The organism is Kribbella soli (genome assembly GCF_004331345.1).
Lineage (GTDB): Bacteria > Actinomycetota > Actinomycetes > Propionibacteriales > Kribbellaceae > Kribbella > Kribbella soli.
The window spans coordinates 1,667,603-1,691,475 of record NZ_SJJZ01000003.1; the positions used below are offsets into that span (position 1 = coordinate 1,667,603).

The following is a 23,873-nucleotide window of genomic DNA, read 5'->3' on the forward strand; positions in this document are numbered from 1 at the left end:
GTGCACGAGAGGATTCCGATGACAAAACCTGAATTCGTCGTCGAGCCGGCCGAACCGAGCCTCGACACCACGTTGCGGATCCGGGTCCGCGGGCTGCCGGCCGGCTCCGAGGCGGTGCTGGAGGCCGTTCAGCCCGACCCGATGGCACGACCGTGGAAGAGCAGCGCCACGTTCGTGGCGGATGCCGCCGGAGAGCTCGACCTCTCCGCGGTCGCGCCGGTCACCGGGTACCCGGGGGTCGACCCGATGGGGCTGGTGTGGTCGATGACCCGCGGGCGTAAACCGCGCGGCGCCGAGCGCGATCGGCGGCTGCTCCCACCGGCCGAACTGACCCTGGTGCTCGACGCCGCGGATCCGGACGGCGACGGCCGCCTCGGCGCACGCACCGTCGTCCACCGCCACCGGTGGCCGGCTGGTGTCCAGCGCGCGACCGTTTCCAGCCACGGCCTCGTCGGCACGATGTTCTGGCGAGCCGACGACGGTCCCCGGCCGGGGGTCGTCCTGCTGGGCGGCTCCGAGGGCGGCCTGCACGAGCTCGACGCGGCGCTCCTGGCCGCCCGTGGGTTCGCTGTCCTGGCGCTGGCGTACTTCGGCCGGCGCGGGCTCCCTCGTGGCCTGGTGTCGATCCCGCTGGAGTACTTCCGGGACGCGATCACGTTCCTGACCGCCCGCCGTTGCGTTCAGGCCGGAGGCGTCGGGGTGCTCGGCGCCTCACGCGGCGGAGAAGCGGCCCTCCTTGCGGCCTGCGTCGACGAGCGGGTCCGGGCGGCGGTCAGCGTCGTTGGTTCCGCCGTGATGACGCAAGGGATTCCGGCGCTCGACCACCTGGACACCATCCTGGCGGCGGGCGAGCCGTCGTGGACGCTCCGCGGGCAGGCGTTGCCGTTCGTTCCGCAGCGGGTCACGGATCGGATGCGCGAGCAGATCGTGGCCCGGGAGGCCGTCGACCTCGCACTCGCGTACGACGACGGACTCGCCGACGCCGATCAGCTGGCCGCCGCCGCGATTCCGTTGCACCGCACCAGCGCCGCCGTCCTGGTCGCGACGGCGGGCGACGACCGGATGTGGCCGTGCGGCCGGCTCAGCACGGTGCCGACCACGCGGGGCTCCGGCGCCTGGGAGCATCTGGACTATCCGGACGCCGGTCATCTCGTGGCTGCACCGCCGTACGGACCGAGCACCGAGCTGGTGACCGGCGGGCCCGGCGTTCGTTTCGCCACCGGAGGCAGCCCGGCGGCGAACGCTGCAGCCCGGGCGGATCTGTGGCCGCGGATCGCCGGCTTCTTCACCGAGCACCTGCCGGGACGGCCGGCGTGAGAACGCTCACGAGCGAACCACTTTGGCCAACCGGGACACGCCTTCGTCGATCTGCTCCGGGTCCAGGGAACTGCAGGCGAGGCGGAGTTGCCGGTCTTCACCGTTGCCGAGACTGAAGTAGCGCATCGGCGTCCAGAGCACGCCGTGGTCCTCGGCCGATCGGCGGAGCAGCTCTTCGTCAGCGGGCTTGGTGGTGGACATGCGGACGAAGAAGCCGCCGCCCGGCTCGTTCCAGCTGACGTCAGCATCCTCTGGATCGCCGAGATGCCGGCGCAGTGCCGTCAGCAGCAGCTGCAGGTTGCGGCGGTACAAGCCGGCCTTGCTCGCGCCCAGACGTTGCATCGAGCAACCGTGCTCGAGCAACAGCCCGCCGATCACCGCTTGGGTGATCGGCGAGGTGTTCACGGTCAGCACGCCCTTCACTGTCGTCAAGTGATCGGCCAGCGCCGTGCCGGCGTCGGTCACCTGGTCGGCCACCAGGTAACCGAGCCTCGCGCCCGGTACACCGATCTTCGCGAAGGTACCGATCTGGACGACCTGTCCGGTCCGGTCGAGCGCCTTGAGCGAAGGGAGTTCGGCGCCTGGCGGTGCGGTGAAACGGTAGGTCGTGTCCTCGAGCAGGAGCACGCCCAGTCGTTCGGCCTCGATCAGCAGCTCCTCCCGTGCCGCGAGCGACATCTGCGCCCCGGTCGGGTTGGCGAAATCGGGGGCCACGAAGAGGGAGCGCACCCGCCGCCCGGTCCGCTCCGCTGCTCTGACCACCGTGCGCAGGACCGCGGGATCCGGCCCGCCTCCGTCATCCGGTACGGCGAGCATCGGCAGCCCGAGGATCCGCGCGGCCCCGTGAATACCGGCGTACCCAGGATCCGTGACGGCGACGGCGTCGCCCCGCACCGGATCGTGCAGAACCCGCAGTACCGCGACCAGCGCCTCCTGGGCCCCGACGGTCACGACGACCTGCTCGGGATCGACGTCGATCCCCTCGTCGGTCCTCAGCGAGGCGGCGATCAGCCCGCCCAGCAGGCCACGCGTCGGCCCGTACTGCAGGAGCCGGCTGCGAACCTGCGCGGGGCCGAGTCCCTGCGCAGCCAGGTGGTCCTCGAAGACGCCCACCAGCCGAGCCACGTCGACGTTCTCGAACACCGTGCCGTGCGGAGCTCCGGGCGCGAACGAGATGGCATCGGGATAGCGGGCGGCGACCTCGTTGAGGAACGTCATCGAGCCCAGCCGGGGATCGAGCACAGCGGCTGGCAGATCGACGACCGGCCGACGGCTCATCGGCGGGCGGCCCGGCGCCGGATCCATGCACGTTCGAGCGACGCGACGACGTCCGCGCTGTACATCCGCTGAACCTGTTCGAGCGCGAACGGCGCGGCGTACCGGCGGAACGTCTCCAGCGGTTCCTCGGCCAGCCGCACCATCCGGCGGTTGGCCGTGACCGCGGACATCCGCAGCTGCTTCGCCGCCGCCGCGATCGAGTCCTCCACCTGATGCGCCGGCACCACCTCGTCGCACCAGGTCAGCGCATCGGGCCCCTTGGCCGGCAGCCGCGCCCCGCCCAGCAGCAGCCGCCGGGCCTGCCGGGCACCGACGATCCGGGTCAGCCGCAGATTGGCCATGCCGGGAATGATCCCCTCACGCAGCGCCGGCAGGCTGACGTAGCTGTCGTCGCAGGCGATCACATGGTCGAAGACCAGCAGCAGTTGGAGGCCGCCGCCGATCGCGAAGCTGTCCACCGCCGCGATCCAGGGCTTCTCGACCGGTTCCTCGTCGAGGAGCAGACCGCGGAAGATCTTGTTCAGGTAGCCGACCTCGCGGCCGAGGACGAAGTTCACGAACGAGATCTGGCCGTGGTACAGGTGGGTGAGATTGATGCCGGCGCTGAAGACCCGCTTCCCGGCGTACCGCTCGTGCATCATCACGCCGCCCCGGACCACGCCGACCTCGATCTCGTCGTCGAGGAGGACCAGGTCGATCGCCGCTTCCATGTCCCGGCCGAGCCGGTCGTCCTCGGCGTTCAGGAACTCGTGGTTGGCGATCGTCAGGTACCCGATCCCATCCCAGCGCTCGAGGTGCACGGTCTCCAGTTGGACCTCACCCCGGGCCTGGAACTCCGGCAGCAGCCGGCGTGCCAGTTCGCTCGGCCGGAGCTGAGACTCCAGCAGATGCGTTCCGGCGCGCTGGTCAGCCAGCAGGTGGCTGAGCAGGATGCCCTGGTCGACCTCGAGGCCTTCCTTGTCGCCTTGCCGCCGGGCGCGCTCCTCGGCGATCTCCTCTCTGGTGGGCGCCAGCCCGGGCCACCGCTCGGCGACCGTGTAGACGATCTCGTCGAGGAACAGCCGCTTGCGGTATCCGTCCGTGATCTCGTCGTAGATCCGCTCGGCCCGCTCGGCGAGGAACTCGTGCCGGGCGGCGCGGCTACCGATTCGCCGCGGCAGGACGGCGGTGTCCGCGCCGGTCACAGTGCGGCGGCCGAAGTGGTCGCGACGGGCTCGACCGTCCGCTGCGGGCGGCGGAGCAGCCGATCTGCCGCTGCCAGGTGCGATCCGAGCGCCTCGTCGACGCTCGTTCCGGGAGCGTCCAGCAGCAACCGGCGAACGACCGCGAAGTCCTCGCCGCCGTCAGGTTCGACGCCGTCGAGCAGTTCCTCGGCACGACGCAGCGCCAGGCGGAGGTCGTCCGCCAGCTCGTCGGCCAGGTCGAGCGCCACCGCCTTCCGCGCGGTCAACGGCTGCTGCCACAGTGCGAGTTGCCGAGCTCTCGCCACCCCGAGCTGACACGCGAGGCGGTGGAGTACGGCGCCTGGCCACGCGCTGCCTCCGGCGCCGAGGGCGAAGACGAAGTCCCGCGTCACGATCCGGAAGTCCGCGACGAGCAGCACCTCGGCCGCCGGCCCGGTACAGCTTCCGGACGCCACTGCGACCACCGGCGCCGGAACCCGCTCCAGACGCCGCAACGCGCGTTCCCACCGATTGATCGCGGCGACCGGAACATCGCCCGGCCATAGTTGGTGCCCACCGCCCGGGTGCAGCTCGAGGACCACCCCGTCGCCGCGCTCGGCGGTGGCCGTGGCCTGCTCGATCGCGGCCAGCAGGTCGCCGTCGAGGGCGCTCCCGCTGCCGATGCTGATCAGGCCGGTACCGTGTCCTGCCATTGTTGTTACCTCACAATCGTCGCGTCACCAGCGGATGAGGGCGCTCTCGATGGTGGAGCCGGGCCCCATCGTCATCAGAACGCCGTGATCGCCCGGTCGGGCGACGGCTTCGTCGAGAAGCCGCTCGAGAGAGAAGAGGAACGAGCCGCTCGACAGGTTGCCGTGGTCACGGAGTACGCCGCTCGTGTGCCGCAGGTCGTGCGTGGTCAGGCCGAGGTTGATCTTCACGGAGTCGATCACCTTCCGGCCGCCCGAATGGACCACCCAGTGGTCGATGTCGCGGCGGTCCAGGCCGGTGCCCGCGAGCAGCCGGTCCACGACCTGGCCGGCGTGCGCGCCGACGACGTACGGCACCTGCGGGTCGAGGAAGAAGCTGAACTTGCCGTGATCGCTGTCCCAGTCGTACCGCATCGCACCGAGCGAGTCGGGAATCAGGCAGCTGCTGTACTTCAGCACCTGCGGCCCGGCGGGGCTCGCCGGTTGCTCCCCGGCGACCACCGCGAGCGCCGCGGCGCCGTCGCCGAAGAGGCTGTTCACCACCGCCGAGCGCATCGTCGAGTCGAAGACGTACGCCGCCGAGCACACCTCGACGCACAACAGGATCGCGATCTCGCCCGGGCGTTGCACCGCACGGCCGGTGACCGCCGAGAGCGCGTTCAGACCGGCGTTGCACCCCATCCCGACGACATCGAGACGACCGACGTCCCACGGGAGGTCCAGCTCGCGGCAGATCAGTGCGCTCAACCCGGGAGTCAGCCAGCCCGAGGACGAGACGCAGCAGAGGTACCGCACGTCCTCGAGATCCGCGCCGGCCCGGTCGAGGGCACGGCCCAACGCCTCGACGCCCATCGCCACCCCGTCGGAGCGGTGCTTGGCCAGGAGCTCGCCCTGCGTCTCCGCACGCGGCCTGCCGTCCGCCCCGTCGGCCGGCAGGTGCAGCGAGCGCCGCTCGATGCCGCCGTTCAGGAAGACCCCCCGGATCCGGTCGTCGTCGATGCCGTACCGGTCCAGGACCTCGGTCTGGGAGTACGACGTCGGCTGGTTCGCGGTACCGACACCGACCACCTGTGCCTTGCTCGTGCCCATGTCACCCCTTTGCCGGCTCGAAGCTACACAACTATTGTTACTGCACATGACAACAAAAGTCACGGAAACGACGAAGGTCACACTGACTCGACGCGGTCACGTTTCGTACCTGACGATCGCCCGGCCACACGTGAGCAATGCGCTGGACCTGGACGCGCACCGGCAGTTGTGCGCGCTGCTGGACGAGTTCGAGGCCGACGGCGAGCAGTGGGTGGCCGTCCTGACCGGTGCCGGGGACCGGTGTTTCTGCGCAGGCCAGGACCTGAAGGAACTGGCCGCCCGCAACCGGTCCGGCGTACAGCCGACCAGCCTGGGCAGCGGCGGCGTCTCCGGGTCACCCCGGCTGACCGAACGGTTCGGCCTGACCAAGCCGATCGTTGCCCGCGTCAACGGTCACGCCATCGGCGGCGGGCTCGAGCTGATGCTGGCCTGCGACCTCGCGATCGCCGCCGACCATGCCACGTTCGCGCTCCCCGAGGTCAGGCTCGGGCTCGTGGCCGGTGCCGGCGGCGCGATCAGGCTGCCCCGCCAGTTGCCGCCGAAGATCGCCCTCGGCCACCTGCTCACCGGCAGGCCGATGACGGCGGCCACCGCACACCGGTACGGCCTGGTGAACGAGGTGGTGCCGGCCGCCCAGCTCGATGCCTGTGTCGAGTCCTGGGTCGCGGATCTGGTCGCCTGCTCCCCCGTCGCGGTCCGGGCAGCCAAGGAGATCGCCACCAGGTCCCGCGAGTTGCCCCTCGAAGAAGCTTTCGCGGCCCGGTACTCGTGGGAGGAGAAGCGGCGGACCAGCCCCGACGCCGTCGAGGGACCCGCCGCCTTCGTCGAGCGGCGAGCCCCGCGATGGCAGAACCCGTCCGGTTAGGGGGTGCTCGTACTCAGGTCGCCGGCGCCCACCTGCGCGGCCCGGGTCGCCAGCAGCGCCCGGGCCTTGAGCATCATCTCGGCGAACTCGTCCTCCGCGTCCGAGTCGAGCACGATCGCACCGCCGGCGCCGATCCGCAGCTCCTCCCCGTCGTTCACAGCGGTCCGGATGACGATGCTCAGGTCGGCTCCCCCACCGAGCCCGAGGTACCCGACCGCCCCGGAGTAGATCCCCCGCGGCGCGCCCTCCAGGCGATCGATGATCTCCATCGTGCGGACCTTGGGGGCTCCGGTCATCGATCCGCCGGGGAAACACGCCCGTACACAAGCGACCGCGCCGACGCCCGGCCGCAGCCGGCCGCGGATCGTCGACACCAACTGGTGAACGGTCGCGTAGCTCTCGGTGCCGAGGTACGTCGGCACCTCGACCGAGCCGATCTCGCAGACCCGGCCGAGGTCGTTGCGGACCAGGTCGACGATCATCAGGTTCTCGGCCCGGGTCTTCGCGGACCCGGCCAGGCCGGCCCGCAGCTCCTCGTCCTCGCCCGGATCCGCCGACCGGGGCGCGGTGCCCTTGATCGGCTTGCTCTCCACCACCCGGTCCGCGGTGATCTTCAGGAACCGCTCGGGCGACGAACTCATCACGGTCAGCTCGTCGAACCTCAGGTACGCCGCGTACGGCGCCGGGTTGGCCCTTCGGAGGTCCAGGTAGAACGCCAGCGGGTCGGCCAACGGCGGGAAGCTGAAGTGGTTGGTCAGGCAGATCTCGTAGCTCTCCCCCCGACGGAGCTCGTCATGACAGGCCGCGATGTCGGCGAGGTACTGCTGCCGGCCGCGGTCCAGACCGCTGTCGGTCGGTACGTCGGCCCGCACCGGCGTTCCCCGACGCCCGGCGCCGTACAGGTTGCCGAGTGCCCGCGCGGTACCGGTCAGCCAGGCACGCCCGGCCCGTTCGGCCTCGTCGTCGTCCTCGGTGATCGCGACCAGGTAGGTGACCGACTCGGCGTGGTCGACGACCACCAGCCGATCGGCGAACATCCACGCCGCATCCGGCGTCCGGCTCCGGTGCGCGTTGGTGCCACCGGTCTCGGCCTTGAGCTCGTAGCCGAAGTATCCGACGTAGCCCCCGTTCAGCTGAAAGGGCAGGTCATGCTGCGGCAAGGCCCTCTCGGCCAGTCGGCGCTCCAGCACGTCGAAGATGCTGCCGGATTCGGACCGGGCACCGGCGGAGTTGCTCACTTCGACCTGTCCGGTGCCGGTTCGGTAGGTCAGTACTTCGCTCAGCGGCCCGGACGTGTCGCCCAGGAACGAGAATCTCGCGCGGCCGGCCTCGGCCAGGCTGCTGTCCAGCCAGAACGCGTTCGGACTGTCGGCGTACAGGGCCCGGAAGACCTGTTCGGTGTCGGCCGCGTGGCCGAGCCGAGCCACCTCCAGACGCAGCGTCCGGCGGCCCTGGGCCGCGACCAGGTCGAGGAAGTTCCGGACCAGCTGCAGCCCGAGCTCGGTCGCCACCGACTCGGGATGGAACTGCACTCCCCATCGGGGCAAGGTCCGGTGCCGGAGACCCATGATCACGCCGTCCTCCGACCAAGCTGTGGCCTCGAGCTCGTCCGGTAGCTGCGCCACCTGCAGCGAGTGGTACCGCACGGCGTCGAACGTCTCGGGGAAGCCTGCGAACAGGCCCGCGCCGTCGTGCGCGATCCGGCTGATGTGCCCGTGCTTCGGTTCTCCCTCCCGGACCTCGGCCCCGGCCTGGTACGCGATGGTTTGGTGCCCCAGGCAAACACCCAGAACAGGCAGCTCGGGGTACCGCTGGAGTACCTCCCACGACCAGCCCAGGTCGGTCGCGTGCTGCGGGCGTCCCGGACCGGGCGAGATCACCACCGCGTCGTACTCCGCGGGATCGAGCCGGCTCAGCCGGGGATCATCGTTCACCAGCACGGTCGGTTCCCGGCCGGTCGCGACGGCCAGCAACTGGAAGAGGTTGTAGGTGTAGGAGTCGTAGTTGTCGATCAGCAGCAGTCGCATGCTCAGCGTTCCTCCAGCCCGTCCAGTGGTGGGGTGAGCGCCCAGTCGGGCCGGTCGGGGAAGTCGAACTCGATCTGCCCCGTCAGCCCGAGCTCGGACACCAGTCGCTGGGTGCCGGAGTAGTCACGGACCAGCTTCGTGCCCGAACCCGCGCGCCCGATGTCGGCGACGATGTCGGCGGCCTTGGCGATTCCAGCGTTCTGCAGCTCGACCCGCAGGGCCACCGGGTCCTGGACACCGAACGACTCCAGGGCCGGCGGGAGGCACCGGGCCAGTACGTCGCGCTGGGCCTGGTTCATGCGCGCGTACAGAATCTTGACGACCTCGACGATCACCGATCCGTGGGCCGACTCGTCGCGCAGGTGCAGCTTGGTGATGAGCGAGTGCATCGGCTGCACCACGGGGTCGCGGGCGATCAGCCCCAGCAGCGCGTTGATGCAGGTCTCGGCCACCGCGCCCCAGACCAGCACGGCGACGTCGCGCTGCCACTGCTCGGTCATCTCGGCCAGCACGGCCTGCAGGCGCCGGTAGGTGATCAGGGTCGGCAGCTTCGGGCGTTCGTCGATCCCCCGCAGGTCACACGTCCGGTTGACCGCCATCATGTGCATATAGGTGTGGAAGCTCTCGTCCACCAGCGACTGCTGCACCGTCTGCTGGATCACCCTGTCTTCGCTGCCCGGGAAGACGCCGCGCATCACCAGCTCGAACGCGGGGTTCGCGATCAGCGACTCGGTGGCGATCACCCGCTGGTTGTAGCCCAGCCACATCCCGGACACGACCCGGGCCCGTTGCTCCGGCGACGCGGCGAGAAAGTCCGGGTGCTCCGCGAACGGCATCAGCTGCGCCGGATAGTCCGGCAGCGTCGCGTCGTACTCGTTGGCCTCACCCTCGATCGCCAGGTCGCGGCGGACCGCGGCACGCCGGGGCCAGGTGTCGGCCAGGCGCTTGAGGGTGGCCAGTCCGATCGTGTCCTCCCCCGCGAACGTCGTCATCGCCGTACTCCAGCGGGTGCCGGAACGACTCCGAGCAGGTCCGCCACCCGGGCGTCCGGATTGTTGCCGACGGCAGCGAGCAGCCGCAGGAAGGCGTCGCTCAGGGCCTTGATCGTCTCCTCGCGGAACAACGCGCTCCGGTACTCGAAGCGGCCGGTCAGCGTGTCGAGCTCGTTGGCCATGACAACCGCGACGTCCATCTGCGAGACCTCCAGTGCGATCGGCAGCTGCGTCAGGGTCAGATCGTCGGCCAGGGCCTGCGGACCTGGCCCGCACTCGTTGACGTCGAACATCGTTTGGTACAACGGGTTCCGGCCGGGGTCCCGCGGCGGAGCCAGGCCACGCACGAGCTGCCCGAGCGGCAGTTCCTGGTAGTCCATGGCCTCGCTGATCCCGTCCCTGACCTGCTCCACGAGGGATCGGAACGTCTTGTCGGAACCCACCGCGATCCGCGTCGGTACGACGTTCAGCAGCGGACCGATCAGCTGATCGGTGTCGGGCGATCCGCGGCCCGCCACCGACGTCCCGATGGTCAGGTCGTACTGCCCTGTCCAGCTCGCGAGCAGTACCCGGTAGGCGGCGAACAGCGTCATGAACAACGTGGCCCCGAACTTCCGCCCGGCCTCGTGCAGCCGCTCCGCGACGGCGTCCGGCACCTCGAACTCGAGCATCGCGCCGGCGAAGTCCTGCACCGCCGGCCTCGGCAGGTCGGTCGGTGGGTCGAAATCGGGAGCGCCCTCCAGGAGCGGCCTCCGGTGCTCGATCATCGCGGCCAGCCGATCATCGGTGAGCCGTTCGCGCTGGTGGGCCGCGAGGTCGGCGTACTGCACCGGCAACGGGGGCAGCGGTCCGCCGGCAGCGGACACCGCGCGATAGGTGGCGGCGATCTCCCGGACCAGCGCGTGCAGCGACTGCCCGTCGGCGACGGCATGGTGCGCGACCCAGATCAGCTCGTGCTCCGAGTCGCTCAGCCGCACCAACTGCACGCGAACCAAGGGCCCCTGGCGTACGGCGAACGGCTCGTGGACCGCCGCCGCCACGGCCAGCCGCAGCGCTTCCGCGCGTTCGCCGGCGGCCAGCATGCTGAGATCGGTCACCGGTACAACGGGCCGGCCGGCCGGCGCGATGCGCTGGACCGTCCGGCCGTCGAACAGCTCCAGGTGGGTCCGCAGCGCCTCGTGCCGCGCGGTGATGCGGGCGATCGTCTCGCTGAACGTCGCGATGTCGAGCGAACCGCTGATCCGGGCCCGGAACGGAATGTTGTACGCCGCACTCCGCGGGTGCAGCACATGCAGGAACAACAACTGTTCCTGGAAATGCGAGGCCACCGGCGGCTCGGCATCTCGTGCCGTCCGCCGGATCAGCGGCGCGGCCGGAGCCGACGGCGCCGGACCGACCCCGGCCTGGCACCGCAACCGGCCCACTGCCTCCCGCCGCTGATCCGGTGAGAGCTTCACCAACTGCGACAGAGAGCTCGTCATCGCACCGGCTGCTTCTCGGACTCGTCGGCAGCCTGCACAGGTTCCGCCGCCGCTTCCGCGGCGGGTGCGGCTTCTTCGTCGCCGGGGTGACTCCGGATCGACCGCACAGGGCTGAGCGCGACCAGGACGGCGACGGCGATGATCAGGCCGCCCGCGGCACCGATCGTCGCCCGGACACCGAGCGCCGCACCGATGGTGCCACCGAGGGCTGCACCCAGAGCGCCGCTGCCGTGGACCACCGACATAGCGGTCCCGCCGACCCGGCCGAGCAGCTCGAACGGCGTGATGCCGGCCACCAGGCTGAGGACGTGGATGTTGTACGTCGAGTTCGCCATACCGGCCACGAACTGGCAGAACATCAGCACCACGAAGGCAGCCGACACCGGGGCCGCGGCGAGCACGATGCTCGACGCACCGGACGCGGCGATCGTCACGATCAGCGCCGTGCTCAGCGACAGCTTCTCGGCCAGCTTGGCCGCGGTGCTCGCACCGACCAGCAGCCCGAGACCTCCGCACCCGAACGCGATACCGACCTGCAGCGGGCTCAGCCCGGCGATCTGGTACGCGTACACCAGGACCAGCGCGCTGGCCGCGGCACCACCGAGGTTGAGCACACCGGTTGCCGACATCAACGTCCGCAGCCGGGCGTCGCCGCCGATCGTCGTGAAGCCGACCTTGAGGTCGTCCAGGACCGCACCCGGCTTCTGGCCGGAGGCCGTCCGGACGTCCTCGCGGTCGCGGACCAGCAGGACCGACACGGCCGAGATCAGGAACGTGACGGCATCCACAACGACCGCCACGACGGCTCCGAGCGCCTGCAGGATGCCACCGCCGAGGGCCGCGCCGCCGACGTCGGCGGCGGACCGGGTGAAGGACATCTTGCCGTTCGCTTCCACGATGTGCTCGCGACCGACCAGGTGCGGGATGTACGACTGGTACGCGACGTCGAAGAAGACCGTCAGGACACCGTTGACAGCAGCAACGATCATCAGGTGGGTCAGCGTGAGATGCCCGGCGACGTGGGCCAGCGGAAGGCTCAGCAACGAGAGCAGCCGGCCGAGGTCGGCGACGACCAGCAGCGGACGACGCGCGACCCGGTCCGCGAGCAGCCCGGCGAACGGGCCGAACAGCAAGTAGGGCAGCACGCCGAACGCGGCCAGCAGACCGACCTGGAAGGTCGTCGCGTCGAGGGTGAGCAGTGCCAGGGTCGGCAGGGCGATCCGCGAGATGCGGTCACCGAAACTGCTCAGGCTCTGCCCGAACCACAACCGCTTGAAGTCCGGGTGAGTCCACAATTGTCCTGTCAGCATGTCGATGTGTCCTTTTCTGTGGTGGGGACAGGTTCGTTCCACCCGTCCGAGCCGGGTTCCAGCAAGGCCGTCGCCAGGGCTTCCACCTCGGGGCGGCAAATCGGGTCGGCGAGAACCGCGGTCACCACGGCCTCGACCGTCCGGGCCGCGAACAGCTGCTGGATCGACAGCTGCGGCCCGAGAATCTCTGCCAGCAGGGTGACCAGGCGTACGGCGGTGAGCGAGTTCCCGCCCAGCACGAAGAAGTCGCCGGTCAGGCCGACCTGTTCCTGCCCGAGCACCTCCGCGAACAACGCGCAGATGACCTGCTCGACAGGGGTGCCGGCGGGGACGAACTCCGGAACCGGCTCGACCGTCTCCGCGGCACCCTTGCTCAGCGCGAGCCGGTCGACCTTCGCGTTCCGGGTCAGCGGCAGCTCGTCCAGGGCCGTGATCCGATGCGGCACCATGTAGCCCGGGAGGATCAGCATCAGGTGCTCCCGCAGGCCGTCCAGGTCATCGGTCCGTCCGGCGGCCCACACGACGTACGCGTGCAGGAACGAGTCCCCCGTCGGTCCTCCGGCCACCGCGACGGCGGCATCGATCCCGGGGTAGGACCGGACGGCGGCCTCGATCTCACCGAGCTCGATCCGCACTCCGCGGACCTTCACCTGGAAGTCTTCCCGCCCGAGGATCTCGATGTTGCCGTCCGGCAGGTACCGGCCGAGGTCGCCGGAGGCGTACGCGCGGCCTCCCCCCGGTCCCGGCAGGTCGATGAACTTGCGTGCCGTGAGCTCCGGGTCGCCCCAGTAGCCTTGAGCCAGGCCGACCTCGCTGGCCGTGTAGATCTCTCCGGGCACCCAGGTCGGTCGCGGCGACAGGTCCGGGGCCAGCACGTGGTAGCGCTGGTTGGCCATCGGCTTGCCGTACGGGATGCTCGGCCAGTCCAGGCCGACCTCACCGATCGGGTAGATCACCGACCAGATGCAGGTCTCGGCCGGGCCGCCGGAGGAGACCACCGACGTCCGCGGGTTCAGTGCCCGGATCCGGTCGGGCAACTGCAGCGGAATCCAGTCGCCGGCCAGGACGACCGTCCGGAGCGGCTCGAACGCCTCCCGGGTCCCGGACGCCTCGGCCTCGGCGACCGCCATCTCCAGCAGCGTCGGGACCGAGTTCCAGAACGTGACGCCGGCCAGGTCCATCAGATCCAGCCAGTGCGGCGGGAACGGCATCGGCCCCGGGACAGCGACCGCGCCGCCCACCTGGGTCATCCCGAACACGTCGTACACCGAGAGGTCGAAGTGCAGCGGCGACACCGCGAAGCAGCGGTCCGCCGGGCCGACGCCGAATCGCTGGTTCGCCTCCACGATGGTGTTGAGCGCCCCGCGATGATCGACCATGACGCCCTTCGGCGTACCGGTCGAGCCGGACGTGAAGATCACATACGCGAGATCGGTGGGATGCTGAACCGGCTCGAGCGGCCGCGGGTCGCCGTCCTCGAGATCGCGGTCGACGCAGACGACCCGGACGTGCTCCGGCCACTCCGCCCCGGCGACCAGCGCGGAGTGCGTCACCACGATCTCGATCCGGGCCTGATCGACCAGCCGGTGCAGGCGATCCACCGGCCAGGCGGCGTCCATCGGAAGGTACGCCGCTCCGGACGCGAGCACTCCGTGCGCGGCCGCGATCTGTTCCCAGCCCTTGTCGAGATGGATCGCGACCAGCTGGTTCGGTACGGCGCCCGCGGCTCTGAGCAACCGCCCGAGCCGGTTCGCGCTCGCGTCGAGCTCGGCGTAGCTGACCGTGCGCTCGAGGGTGATGACCGCCGGCGCGTCCGGCCTACGACGTGCATGCTCCGACAGCGGCGTGTGCAGGAACGACGGACCGGACAACGTCTTCCGGGCGGCGTCGTTGATCTCGTTCCGCTGGATCCGCTGCCACTGCGGCAGCAACGACGGCGGCTCGTCGTCCCAGTGGTTCTCGTCGGACAACAGCCAGCGGACCAGGCCCCGGTGGGCCTCGAACATGTCGTCCAGCATTCCGTCCGGGTAGAGCGCGTCGAGACTGTCCCAGTTGTAGGTCAGCGCGCCGTTGTCCTCCCAGATCTGGAAGTCGATCGACACCTGCGGCGTCTGCGAGATCGAGTACACCGACTCGCCGATCGCCGTCGCCGTCCGGCGCGGCGGCTGGCCGAGCAGACTGGTCACGACGACCGGGAAGGACGCCCGGACGCGGTCGCGCTCGCGAGCGGCCAGTTCGCGCATCACCTGGATGCCGCCGAAGTGCCGGTGCTCGAGGTCCTCCCACATCCGCTGCTGGACGGCTCGCGCACGCTCGGCGAACGATCCGCCGACGGGCTCGACCGCGAGCAGCGAGGTGGTGGTGAAGTCTCCGACGATGTCGTGGACCTGCGGGTGGACGGGGAGCCGGTTGAACAACGGGCAGTTGACGGTGAACCGGTCGCTCTTGCTCCAGGTCCGCAGCACCTCGGCGAAGGTGGTGATGAGCAGGCAGGTCGGAGTCACACCGCGGCGGCTAGCCTGCTGCTGCAACTGGGTCCACTCGTCCGGCTCGAGACGGTCGGCACGGCGGTTGAACGTCGGTGCTGCCTGATCGCCGGACGGCGCCGTCGGCAAGTCAGGTGCCGGGGGCAACGAGTCGATGCGGTCCATCCAGTAGGTCCGGGAGGCCTCGAACGCCGGCGCGTCCTCGTCCGCGCCTTCGGTGGCGAGCACGTAGTCCCGAAAGGTGAGTTCCAGCGGCTCCAGCTGCAGGCCGGGGTCCTCGTAGAACAGCACCAACTCCGGGATCAGCAGCTGGACGTAGCTCCAGGCGTCGCAGATCAGCAGATCGAAGCTGAGGTGCAGACGGGTCTGCCCGCCGGGGAGCCGGGTGACACGGACATCGAAGAACGGCCACTCGTCGACGCTGAACACATGATGGGCAAGACGTTCGCGCAACTCGCCGGTGATGCGGTCGGCCTCCGCGGAGTTATGACCGCTGAGGTCGAGCACCTCGACCTCGTACGGCGGCGGGTCCGCGAGCACCTGCTGCGTACCGTCCGGCAGCATCACCAGGCGGAGCGCCTCGTGCCGCCGTACGAGCAGGTCCCACGCCTGCTTGAGGCGGTCGACGTCGAGCTCGGCGCTCTGCCACTCGAAGTAGCCGTGGCACCCGACGTTCCCCAACTCCACGGCGTCGCCCCGACCGATCCAGTAAGCGTACTGCGTGTCGGTCAGCGGGAACGGACTGTGCCGGCGTGCCGGGTCGGGCACCACAACCGGCAGATCCGGCTCGGCCCCGTCGCCGGTTCGGTTGCCGGCAGCAAGCACTTCCGCGACGCCGGCCACGGTGCCGGCGGAGTACAGCTCGTGCAGGCCGATCGTCGTACCGAACTCCTCACGAAGCCGGGACGTGACGTCGATGGCGGCGAGCGAATGGCCGCCGAGCTCGAGGAAGACCTCATCGGCGCCGACCCGGTCGAGGCCGAGGACCTCGGCCCAGACCTCGGCGATCCTGCGCTCGGTCTCGGTGCGCGGCGCCAGGTACCGGCGGTCGGCGGTCGTGGGTACGGCCGTCAGCGCCTTCCGGTCGAGTTTGCCGTTGGTGAGGCGTGGGAGAGCGTCGATCAGGACCAGTGCCGTCGGAACCATGTACGCCGGCAGCAGCCGGCCGAGCTCGTCGCGGATCTGCGCCGCGAGGTCCGGGCCGAAATCGGCCTCCGGCACGACGTACCCGGCCAGAGTGGTCTCGCCGGTCGCGTCCGGACCGGCTACGACCGCGGCTTCACGGACCGTCGGCAGCGACTCCAGCGCACTCTCGACCGCTTCCGGCTCCACCCGGAAGCCGCGGACCTTCGTCTGCAGGTCGGCCCGGCCGACCATCTCGAGCAGGCCGTCCGCCCGGAACCGGGCGAGGTCGCCGGTGCGGTACAGCAGTTCGCCGGGCTCCTCGGCGATGGTGTGCCGGACGAAACGCTCGCTGGTGAGACCGGGCTTCCCGAGATAGCCGAGCGCAAGGCCGGCGCCCGCGATGTGCAGCTCGCCGATGACCCCGATCGGAACCGGGTGCCCGGCCTCGTCGAGCAGGTAGACCCGGGTGTTCGCGATCGGTTTCCCGACCGGCAGCGGCGTACGGCGACGCTCGGACGCCGGAACGCCCTTGGAGGTCGCGCGCAGGCCGGCGGCCGCGTTGAAACAGGACGTCGTCACCAGCGTCTCGGTGGTGGCATAGAAGACGACCGGCTCGAACGGCACGTCGGCCGGCGCCCATCGCCGGACCGGCGCGCCGGTGGCGAACAGGTACCTCAGCGCGACCTCGTCCGCAGGCCAGGTCAGCCACCAGAGCCGCTCGGCCATCGGTGCGACCAGCACGGCGACCGTGATCCGCTCGGCCAGGATCCAGTCACGCAGCGCCGAAGGTGCAGCGGCGGTCTCGGGAGCCGCGATACAGATGGTCACGCCGACGCCCAGCATCGCGATCCACTCCTGCGCCGCGATCGCGAACCCGGGCGACGACGCCCAGGCGACGCGGTCGCCGGCGGAGATCTGGTACGCCGTCCGGCTCCACTCGGCCATGTTGGCGAAGGCCTGGTGCCGGATCAGTACTCCCTTCGGCTCGCCGGTCGAGCCGGACGTGTAGAAGACCACCCCTGCCTCGTCGGAGATTTCGCCCCCGTCGAGCCGCGGCGACGAGCCGGGATCGTCGACGCACCAGGCGATCGCGGCGTGGTGGCCGGCGAGACGGTGCCACAAGGACTTCCGGGTGACGACGCCGGCGACCGCCGCGTCGTCGAGGACGGCGGTCAACCTGACATCGGGGTTCTCCGGATCGAGCAGTACGGCGGAGGCTTCGGCCCGGACGATCGCCAGGAATCCGATGATGCACTCGGCGGACCGCTCGAGCAGCAGCGCCACCCGGGCACCGCGACGCAGGCCGGCGGTCCGCAGCGCGACGGCGAGTGCGGTGACGTCCCGGTCGAGCTCGCCGTACGTCCACCGGTTCTGGCCGACCTCGATCGCGACGACGTCGGGGGCGTGCTCTGCCTGTTGGTGGACGAGGTCCGCGATGGTGACGTCGTCCCGATAGGCGGCGGATGTGTCGTTCCAGTCGATCAGGAGACGGCTGCGTTCGTCGGCGGGCAGCAAGCCGAGCCGCCGTACGGACTCGCCCGGCGCGTCCAGCGCCGACGAGAGCAGCGCGGCGAACTGCCCTGCGATCCGGGAAGCCGCGTCGACGGAGAAGCCGGCGGTCCGGTAGCCGAGGACCACCTTGTCGGAGTCGATGCCGAGCACCAGATCGGCAGGGACGGCGCTGATGATCGAGCTGTCCTCGCAGACCCCGGCGGAGAAGCGTGCGATGTCGCCGGGAATCAGCAGCGGCTCGGGCCGGTCGGCCGCCGTCTCCACGACCTGCCGGAAGCTGGTGCCGTCGGTGAAGCCGAACGACCGGCAGCCGGTGGTTCCACCCGCACCGGCGACGACAACGAGATCGGGCGCCCCGCTGTACCGATGCAGGAGGGTCGCCCAAGCGGCGTACAGGGTCGGCAGCGGCTCAGCCGGACCCCCGGTGATCAGCGCGGTCAGCTCGGCCGCGCGCTCGAGCGTCCCGCTGGGCAGCGGAACCTCGACGGCGTCCACCGAGCTGGTCGCCCCGGACGTTCCCCCGTCGACGGGAAGCTCGATGCGCAAGGCCTCGAGCCCGGTCTGCGTTGTGTCCATGATCTGCGCTCCTGCCTCGGCCTGATCCGTTCACTGCCGCCGAGCCTAGCCAAATCATGACTGAAGTAACAGTGCAAACTCAACTATTGTCATCAATTGCCGCGCTGACCGTCTTCCACGCGGCCGCCGGGGTCTCGAAGTTCGCGATCGCGAGGACGGCCGGCGCGAACCGCACACCGAACCGCTGTTGCAGCCGCATGACCAGGGTCATGACACCGAGCGAGTCGAGCCCGATCGACCGGAACGGGGTGTTCGGCGGCAGCGGCTGCTCAGCCGGGTGACCCGGCAGCAGCGAGCGGACCGTCTCCTCGAAAGCGGCCGGCCAGGTCTGCTGAAGCTGTTCCATGTCCGAATTCCTCCACGGGTGCGCGTGACCAGAAGTGGTAGCGACCGTACGGCGGAGATCCGGGCCGGCGCTGTGCACTAGTGAGCAGACAGCAGCCCCCGTCTCGGCCAAGGTGACAGCCATGACCGACAGCGTGCTGACGACTCTCGAGCAAGCCGTGTCCGCACTGGTTCACGAGCTGCGACCCCGATGCCCTGAGTACCTGCGAGAGCACGAGATCCGGATCCTGGTCCCCACGGGCGTCGAGCTCGGCGACGGATCCCGGATGGTTGCCGAGATCGGTGCGGCCCTCGGACTCACCCTGGTCACCGCCCGGGACGACGCCGAGGCCAACGCCGTCGACCGGCTGCTGACGGCTCGCCTGGACGACGCGGCCGGGCGGCTGGCCGAGCTCGACGCCACTCCGGCCGAAGATCTGGCGGCGTTGATCGCCCGCAGCGGTACCACCCCGCCGAGCGCTCAGCCCGATCTGGACTGGCAGGAACTGGCAGTCGGAGGCGAACGCATGCGGTTCGCGACGGTCGGCACCCGAGGCACGCCGGTCGTGCTGATCAACGCTCTCGCACAGGCACCGGACTTCTGGTTCGAGCTGATCGACCGATTGCTCCCCCGCCGGGTCGTGCTGTTCCAGTGTGGCGGCGTACTCGAGGACGACGTCCGGCCCGAAGGCCTGTCGGTCGATCAACTGCGGACCGGACTCGAGGGCGTGCTCGATCACCTCGGTCATTCCACGCATCACCTGGTCGGCTGGTGCACGGGAGCGCGGTTCGCTACGCGTCTGGCTCACCTCCGACCGGATCTCGTCGCTTCGCTGACCATGCTCAACGGCGCCTTCAAGCAGCTCGGCGCCGACAGCGCCGACGACTCGGCGTACGAGCGGGTCATCGAGACGATGTGCCGGACGGTGGAGAACCAGCCGGAGCTCGCCGACCAACTGGCAGTGATGGTCTCCGGATCTGTCGGACGTCCGTCCGCCGGACCGGACGGGGATCGGCAGGCAGCCGGGCGGGCTGCCCTGGCAGGTGTCGATCCGGCCTTCAACGACCTGCTACGGGCCCCGGTCCGGGACGGGATCAGGCTCCGTCGCTACGCGCACCAGCTGTTCCAGCTCTTCTCCGAGGACCCGTTCGCCATGCTCCCGCCGGCCGGGCCGCCGGTCCTGTGCATCGCCGGCGAGTACGACGAGCAGGTCTCACTCCCGCGGTTCGCCCGCGTCGCCGCGACGATCCCGGACGCCCGGTTCGCCACGGTTGCCGGAGGCACCCATTTCCTCCTGCACGACCGGCCGGACCTGGTGGCCGAACTGCTGACCGACCTGTTCGCCGGCATCGCTCCGCGGCCGGCCACCCAGGAGATCAGCTGGCGATGAGCCGGCGTTCCTCGAGGGCCGGATCCGTGGTGGCGAACGCGGTCAGCCGGCTCAGATCCGGGACGACGAGTACGCCGCTTCGGCGATGCACCAGCCCGCTCTCGCGGAACTCCCGCAGGAACCGGCTGATCCGCGACCTGGTCGTGCCGACGATGGCGCCGAGTTCCTCGTGGGTGAGACGGAAGTCCAGGCAGATGCCTCCCGGGCCGGCGACGCCGAGACGGGCGGCCGTGCGTGCCAGCGTCGCCGCCAGCCGGTGCCTGCTGTCGAGCGTGACCAGGTCGGAGATCATCTGCTGCTGCTCGGCCAGCCGCCGGGCCAGCGTCTCGAGATAGGCCGCTTGCAGGCCGCTGCGGACGACTGCCGTCCGGAAGTCCCCGGCCCGGAGTCTCCAGAGCTGCACAGGCTGGACGGCCACCAGCGTGTCCTGCCACAGGCCGGGCTCCAGGCGGACGTCGCCGTACACGTCGCCGGGGCCGTGCAGCGCGACGACGCAGTTGCGCCCGCCGGCCGCTGCGCGGCTCTGCTTCACCACTCCACCACGGATGAGGCACACCGCATCCTCGGTGCTGCCCGGGGAACGCACCGTGGCCCGCGCCGGCAGCCGGTCCAGACGGGCCGGCAGCACCCCGCTCTCGATGAGCTCGCGCAGCCCTCGTCCCAGCTCCGGATGTCCCAACTGTGCCGGTGCACCGGCCGGACCAGCCATCACTCTCGCCTCCAGCTCGATTGACAACTATAGTCATGTACGGATACTGACAATAGTCGATGAGCGGTGTCTGGTCGATCACGAGGAGGCAGGGATGCGGGAGCGGCGCTTCGGCCGGTTGGGATGGCCGGTCAGTGAGGTCGGGTACGGCATGTGGGGCATCGCCGGCGGCGAGGGCGGTTGGACCGGTGCCGACGACGCGTCCGGCGCGGTGGCGCTGGACACGGCCGTCGAGCTGGGGTGCACCTTCTTCGACACCGCCTGGATCTACGGCCGCGGCCACAGCGAGCAACTGCTGGGCGAACTGCTCCGCCGGTATCCCGGCCGGAACCTCACCGTCGCCACCAAGGTGCCGCCCAAGAACCGGGTCTGGCCGTCGGCCAAGGGTGCGCGGATCTCCGACGTCTTCCCGGACGACCATCTGTGGTCGTACCTGCGGATGAGCCTGGACAACCTGGGCGTCGAGGCGATCGACCTCCTGCAGTTCCACGTCTGGGAAGACAGCTGGGCGACCGACCCGGGCTGGCAGCGGACCATCCAGGAGATGCGGGAGCGCGGCCTGATCCGCGGCGTCGGCATCAGCGTCAACCGCTGGGAACCGTGGAACGTCCTGAAGACCCTGGAGACCGGCCTGATCGACGCCGTCCAGGTCATCTACAACATCTTCGACCAGGCGCCCGAGGACGAACTCTTCCCGGCCTGCCGCGAACTCGACGTCGCCGTCGTCGCCCGCGTGCCGTTCGACGAGGGGACGCTGACCGGCACCCTGACCCGCGACACCACCTGGCCCGCGGGTGACTGGCGATCGAGCTACTTCGTTCCGGAGAATCTCGAGGCGAGTGTGACCCGGGCCGAGCGGCTGGCGAAGGTCGTGCCCGCCGGGGTCACGATGCCTGAGCTCGCGCTCCGCTTCATCCTCGAGGACCCGACCGTCAGCACGGTCATCCCGGGGATGCGGTCCGTCCGGCACGTGCAGGCGAACCTCGCGACCGGTACGGCCGAGCCACTGCCGGCCGAGCTGATGGCCGAACTGCGCCGGCATCGGTGGGACCGGGTACCGACGGAGTGGTCGCAGTGACCGGCCCAGTGAGCGGTGCGGCGGTTAGGCCAGTGGTCGTCTGGGCCGTGCCGCGTTCGCGGTCGACGGCACTCGCCCGAGTGATGATCGAGCGGGGTGATCTCGAGGTCGTCCATGAACCGTTCTCGTATCTGGCAGCGCAAGGCGTCTACCAGTTGGCCGGCCGGGAGTTGCGATCCGCACGCGAGATTCTCGACGTACTGCTCGAACAGGCATCGGCCGGGCGACGGTTCTTCGTCAAGGAGACGACCGACTACCGGTACGACGACCTGCTCGCGGACGAACGGTTCGCCGCCGACCTGACCCACGCCTTCATGATCCGGCACCCCGCCGATGCCATCGCTTCCCACCACGCGATGAACTCGCGACTGACCAGCAGCGAAGCCGGCTTCGCGTACCTGGCCGAGATCCTCGACCAGGTCCGGGCCGGCACCGGCCGGACGCCGATCGTCATCGACGGCGACGACCTCGTCGCGGAGCCCGATGCCATGGTCGAGGCCTTCTGCCGCGCGGTCGGCCTCCCGCATGTTCCGGAGGCACTGACCTGGCAGCCGGGCGGGCAACCCGTCTGGGAGCAGACGGCCGCCTGGCATCGTGACGTCGAGCAGAGTACCGGTCTGTCACCACGCCGGCGCACGTACGACGTGGACGCCGCGACGGCAACTCGCCTTCAGCAGTTGGTCGACGAGCAGATGCCACACTACGACCGCCTCGCCGGATACCGGCTCAGGACGTCCGTCGGAGGGGCTCAGCGGTGAGTCCACGCCTGCAGCAAGGGTTCTGCGTCGTGCTCCACGATCGTGAGATCGTCCGTGCTGAGGATCGCGAGCGACGCCGAGTGACCCGGCCGGTCGGCAAGGTCGTACAGCCCGATCCCGGCGGCCACCTGCTCACGGCCGGTCCAGCCGACCACGCGGGCAGGCTCACTCGGTGCGGTGACGGTGACCAGGTTGAGTGGTTGCCGCAAGCCGTCCCCGGTCGACTTCACCACAGCTTCCTTGCGGGTCCAGTACCTGATGAAGTCGGCCGTCGAGGTCAGTTGACGCTGCTCGGACGGCGTGAGCACCAGTGGGGCCATGCTCTCCATCTCCACCGCACGGACCTGCTCGACATCGAGCCCGAGCGGCGCGACGGTGCCCACGGCAACCCCGACGAGATCGCCCGAGTGCGAGATCGACAACTCCCATCCGGTGCGCGGCCCTGTCACTCGGACCTTGCCGTGCGGCTGATCACAGTCGGGGCACGTCCGATCGAGTCGGACACCGTCCGGGGCGCACTGCAGTTCGGCGGCCAGGACCAACCGCGTGACGGCCACACCGAGCTGGAAGCGGAGCCGGTCGTCGGACGTCCGGTAGGCGGCGGCCCTGGTCTGTTCCGCAGGCGCCAGCAGCCGAGCCGTCGCCGCGTCGAGCGATCCGTGCACCTGCGAGAGCCGTGCCCACCACACATGGACGGCGGGCGCATTCATGCGCCTCACTGTAGCGGCGTTCCGCTGCGAGCTGGTCACCGATGAGACCCGAGTCAAGTTCACACCAGGAGGACGCATGCTGACAGAGCTCCAGGCCACGAAGACCGAATCGCAACGAGCCGGCGCCGGTGGCGTGACGCTGTGGCTGACAGGTCTGCCGAGCGCCGGCAAGTCGACCGTCGCCCGAGCCGCCGCCGAGGTTCTCGCGAGGCGTGGTCACCGTGTCGAGATCCTCGACGGTGACGAGATCCGCGCGGTGTTCGGCAGCTCCGGCTTCGATCGGGCCGCCCGCGACGAGAACGTACGGCGGATCGGCTGGCTCGCCGAACTCCTGGCCAGGAACGGCGTGACGGTCCTGGTCGCGTCCATCGCGCCGTACCGGGAGACCCGTGACCAGGTACGCGCCAGTCACGAACGCGCCGGGCTCCCGTTCGTCGAGGTCCATGCTGCCGCGTCGGTCGAATCGTGTGTCGCGCGCGACGTCAAGGGGCTCTATGCCCGGCAGCGACGCGGCGAGATCAGCGGCGTCACCGGGATCGACGACCCGTACGAGTCGCCGGTCGCGCCGGAGCTGCGGCTGTACACCGACCGCGAGGACGTCTCGCTGTCGGTCGCGGCAGTCATCGAGTACCTGACCACGCACGAGTTGGTCTGACCATGACCGACGTACTGGTTCCGAACTCGTTGGAGAGCGAGTCGATTTTTGTGTTCCGTGAGGTTGCGGCGGAGTTCGAGCGGCCGGTGATCTTGTTCTCCGGTGGTAAGGATTCGATCGTGATGTTGCATCTGGCGCGGAAGGCGTTCTCGCCGGCCGGGGTGCCGTTCACGTTGCTGCACGTGGACACCGGCCACAACTTCCCCGAGGTCCTGGCCTATCGGGACGCGGTCGTGGAGCAGCTCGGGCTGAAGCTCGAGGTGGCCAAGGTCGAGGACTACATCGCCGACGGCCGGCTGCGCGAGCGCACCGACGGG

19 protein-coding genes are annotated in these 23,873 nt (G+C 70.0%); 7 read left to right on the forward strand and 12 right to left on the reverse strand.

Annotated features, from left to right (window positions below; all coding sequences use genetic code 11):
- Positions 1-18 precede the first annotated feature (18 nt).
- Entirely contained in the window at positions 19-1,317 is a 1,299-nt protein-coding gene (locus tag E0H45_RS30770) for an acyl-CoA thioesterase/bile acid-CoA:amino acid N-acyltransferase family protein (RefSeq protein ID WP_131343666.1), read from the forward strand.
- A 6-nt stretch (positions 1,318-1,323) separates the two neighbouring features.
- Here the strand turns inward: E0H45_RS30770 and E0H45_RS30775 are convergent, their stop codons facing one another.
- Genes E0H45_RS30775 through dpgA form a run of 4 tightly spaced genes read right to left on the reverse strand, consistent with a single transcriptional unit; the run spans position 1,324 to position 5,557 of the window.
- Positions 1,324-2,595, reverse strand: coding sequence for an aminotransferase-like domain-containing protein (locus E0H45_RS30775; RefSeq protein WP_202872579.1), 1,272 nt, complete (start codon positions 2,593-2,595; stop codon positions 1,324-1,326).
- Positions 2,592-3,779, reverse strand: a complete 1,188-nt coding sequence (locus E0H45_RS30780) for an enoyl-CoA hydratase/isomerase family protein (protein ID WP_131343668.1) — start codon at positions 3,777-3,779, stop codon at positions 2,592-2,594. Before E0H45_RS30780 ends, E0H45_RS30775 begins: the two co-directional genes overlap by 4 nt.
- Positions 3,776-4,471, reverse strand: coding sequence for an enoyl-CoA-hydratase DpgB (dpgB, locus tag E0H45_RS30785; protein ID WP_131343670.1), 696 nt, complete (start codon positions 4,469-4,471; stop codon positions 3,776-3,778). The genes E0H45_RS30780 and dpgB overlap by 4 nt, the downstream gene beginning before the upstream one ends.
- Positions 4,472-4,495: 24 nt before the next feature.
- On the reverse strand, positions 4,496-5,557 hold the full coding sequence (gene dpgA, locus E0H45_RS30790) for a 3,5-dihydroxyphenylacetyl-CoA synthase DpgA (protein WP_131343672.1): 1,062 nt from the start codon (positions 5,555-5,557) through the stop codon (positions 4,496-4,498).
- A 46-nt stretch (positions 5,558-5,603) separates the two neighbouring features.
- On the opposite strand from dpgA, the gene dpgD reads away from it, so the two are divergent.
- Positions 5,604-6,422, forward strand: coding sequence for an enoyl-CoA-hydratase DpgD (gene dpgD / locus E0H45_RS30795; protein WP_131343674.1), 819 nt, complete (start codon positions 5,604-5,606; stop codon positions 6,420-6,422).
- On the opposite strand, the gene pabB is transcribed toward dpgD, so the two are convergent.
- The 6 genes from pabB to E0H45_RS30825 all read right to left on the reverse strand — a co-directional run bounded on the left by pabB (position 6,419) and on the right by E0H45_RS30825 (position 18,277).
- Positions 6,419-8,449 (reverse strand): aminodeoxychorismate synthase component I, encoded by a 2,031-nt coding sequence (gene pabB, locus E0H45_RS30800; protein ID WP_131343676.1) that lies wholly within the window; start codon positions 8,447-8,449, stop codon positions 6,419-6,421. The genes dpgD and pabB overlap by 4 nt on opposite strands.
- Positions 8,450-8,451: 2 nt before the next feature.
- Positions 8,452-9,441 carry a diiron oxygenase gene (locus E0H45_RS30805; protein ID WP_131343678.1) on the reverse strand — a complete coding sequence of 330 codons (990 nt, stop codon included), beginning with the start codon at positions 9,439-9,441 and terminating at the stop codon, positions 8,452-8,454.
- Complete coding sequence (locus E0H45_RS30810; RefSeq protein WP_131343680.1) at positions 9,438-10,922, reverse strand: condensation domain-containing protein; 1,485 nt, start codon at positions 10,920-10,922, stop codon at positions 9,438-9,440. The genes E0H45_RS30805 and E0H45_RS30810 overlap by 4 nt, the downstream gene beginning before the upstream one ends.
- A complete protein-coding gene (locus E0H45_RS30815; protein WP_131343682.1) occupies positions 10,919-12,232 on the reverse strand; it encodes an MFS transporter in 1,314 nt (437 codons plus the stop codon). Before E0H45_RS30815 ends, E0H45_RS30810 begins: the two co-directional genes overlap by 4 nt.
- Positions 12,226-17,931: a non-ribosomal peptide synthetase gene (locus E0H45_RS30820; protein ID WP_131343684.1), complete on the reverse strand. Its 5,706-nt coding sequence runs from the start codon at positions 17,929-17,931 to the stop codon at positions 12,226-12,228. The genes E0H45_RS30815 and E0H45_RS30820 overlap by 7 nt, the downstream gene beginning before the upstream one ends.
- A 79-nt stretch (positions 17,932-18,010) precedes the next feature.
- A complete protein-coding gene (locus E0H45_RS30825) occupies positions 18,011-18,277 on the reverse strand; it encodes an acyl carrier protein (protein ID WP_165546648.1) in 267 nt (88 codons plus the stop codon).
- Positions 18,278-18,398: 121 nt separating this feature from the next.
- Here E0H45_RS30825 and E0H45_RS30830 point away from each other — a divergent pair, with 121 nt between their 5' ends.
- The gene (locus tag E0H45_RS30830; RefSeq protein ID WP_131343687.1) at positions 18,399-19,646 is read left to right on the forward strand and encodes an alpha/beta fold hydrolase; all 1,248 of its coding nucleotides are present in this window, start codon (positions 18,399-18,401) and stop codon (positions 19,644-19,646) included.
- On the opposite strand, the gene E0H45_RS30835 is transcribed toward E0H45_RS30830, so the two are convergent.
- Entirely contained in the window at positions 19,633-20,355 is a 723-nt protein-coding gene (locus tag E0H45_RS30835) for a Crp/Fnr family transcriptional regulator (RefSeq protein WP_131343689.1), read from the reverse strand. The two genes, E0H45_RS30830 and E0H45_RS30835, sit on opposite strands and share 14 nt — an antisense overlap.
- 94 nt (positions 20,356-20,449) lie before the next feature.
- Here E0H45_RS30835 and E0H45_RS30840 point away from each other — a divergent pair, with 94 nt between their 5' ends.
- Both E0H45_RS30840 and E0H45_RS30845 read left to right on the forward strand, forming a co-directional pair.
- Positions 20,450-21,433: an aldo/keto reductase gene (locus E0H45_RS30840; protein WP_131343691.1), complete on the forward strand. Its 984-nt coding sequence runs from the start codon at positions 20,450-20,452 to the stop codon at positions 21,431-21,433.
- Positions 21,430-22,191 (forward strand): sulfotransferase-like domain-containing protein, encoded by a 762-nt coding sequence (locus tag E0H45_RS30845; protein WP_131343693.1) that lies wholly within the window; start codon positions 21,430-21,432, stop codon positions 22,189-22,191. Before E0H45_RS30840 ends, E0H45_RS30845 begins: the two co-directional genes overlap by 4 nt.
- On the opposite strand, the gene E0H45_RS30850 is transcribed toward E0H45_RS30845, so the two are convergent.
- Positions 22,182-22,901 (reverse strand): 4'-phosphopantetheinyl transferase family protein, encoded by a 720-nt coding sequence (locus tag E0H45_RS30850; RefSeq protein WP_165546649.1) that lies wholly within the window; start codon positions 22,899-22,901, stop codon positions 22,182-22,184. The genes E0H45_RS30845 and E0H45_RS30850 overlap by 10 nt on opposite strands.
- Before the next feature lie 76 nt (positions 22,902-22,977).
- Between E0H45_RS30850 and cysC the strand changes: the two genes are divergently transcribed.
- Together cysC and E0H45_RS30860 are read left to right on the forward strand one after the other, a co-directional pair.
- Positions 22,978-23,556 carry an adenylyl-sulfate kinase gene (gene cysC, locus E0H45_RS30855; RefSeq protein ID WP_131343697.1) on the forward strand — a complete coding sequence of 193 codons (579 nt, stop codon included), beginning with the start codon at positions 22,978-22,980 and terminating at the stop codon, positions 23,554-23,556.
- A 2-nt stretch (positions 23,557-23,558) separates the two neighbouring features.
- A partial coding sequence (locus E0H45_RS30860; RefSeq protein ID WP_165546650.1) for a phosphoadenosine phosphosulfate reductase domain-containing protein occupies positions 23,559-23,873 on the forward strand: 315 nt, incomplete at its 3' end.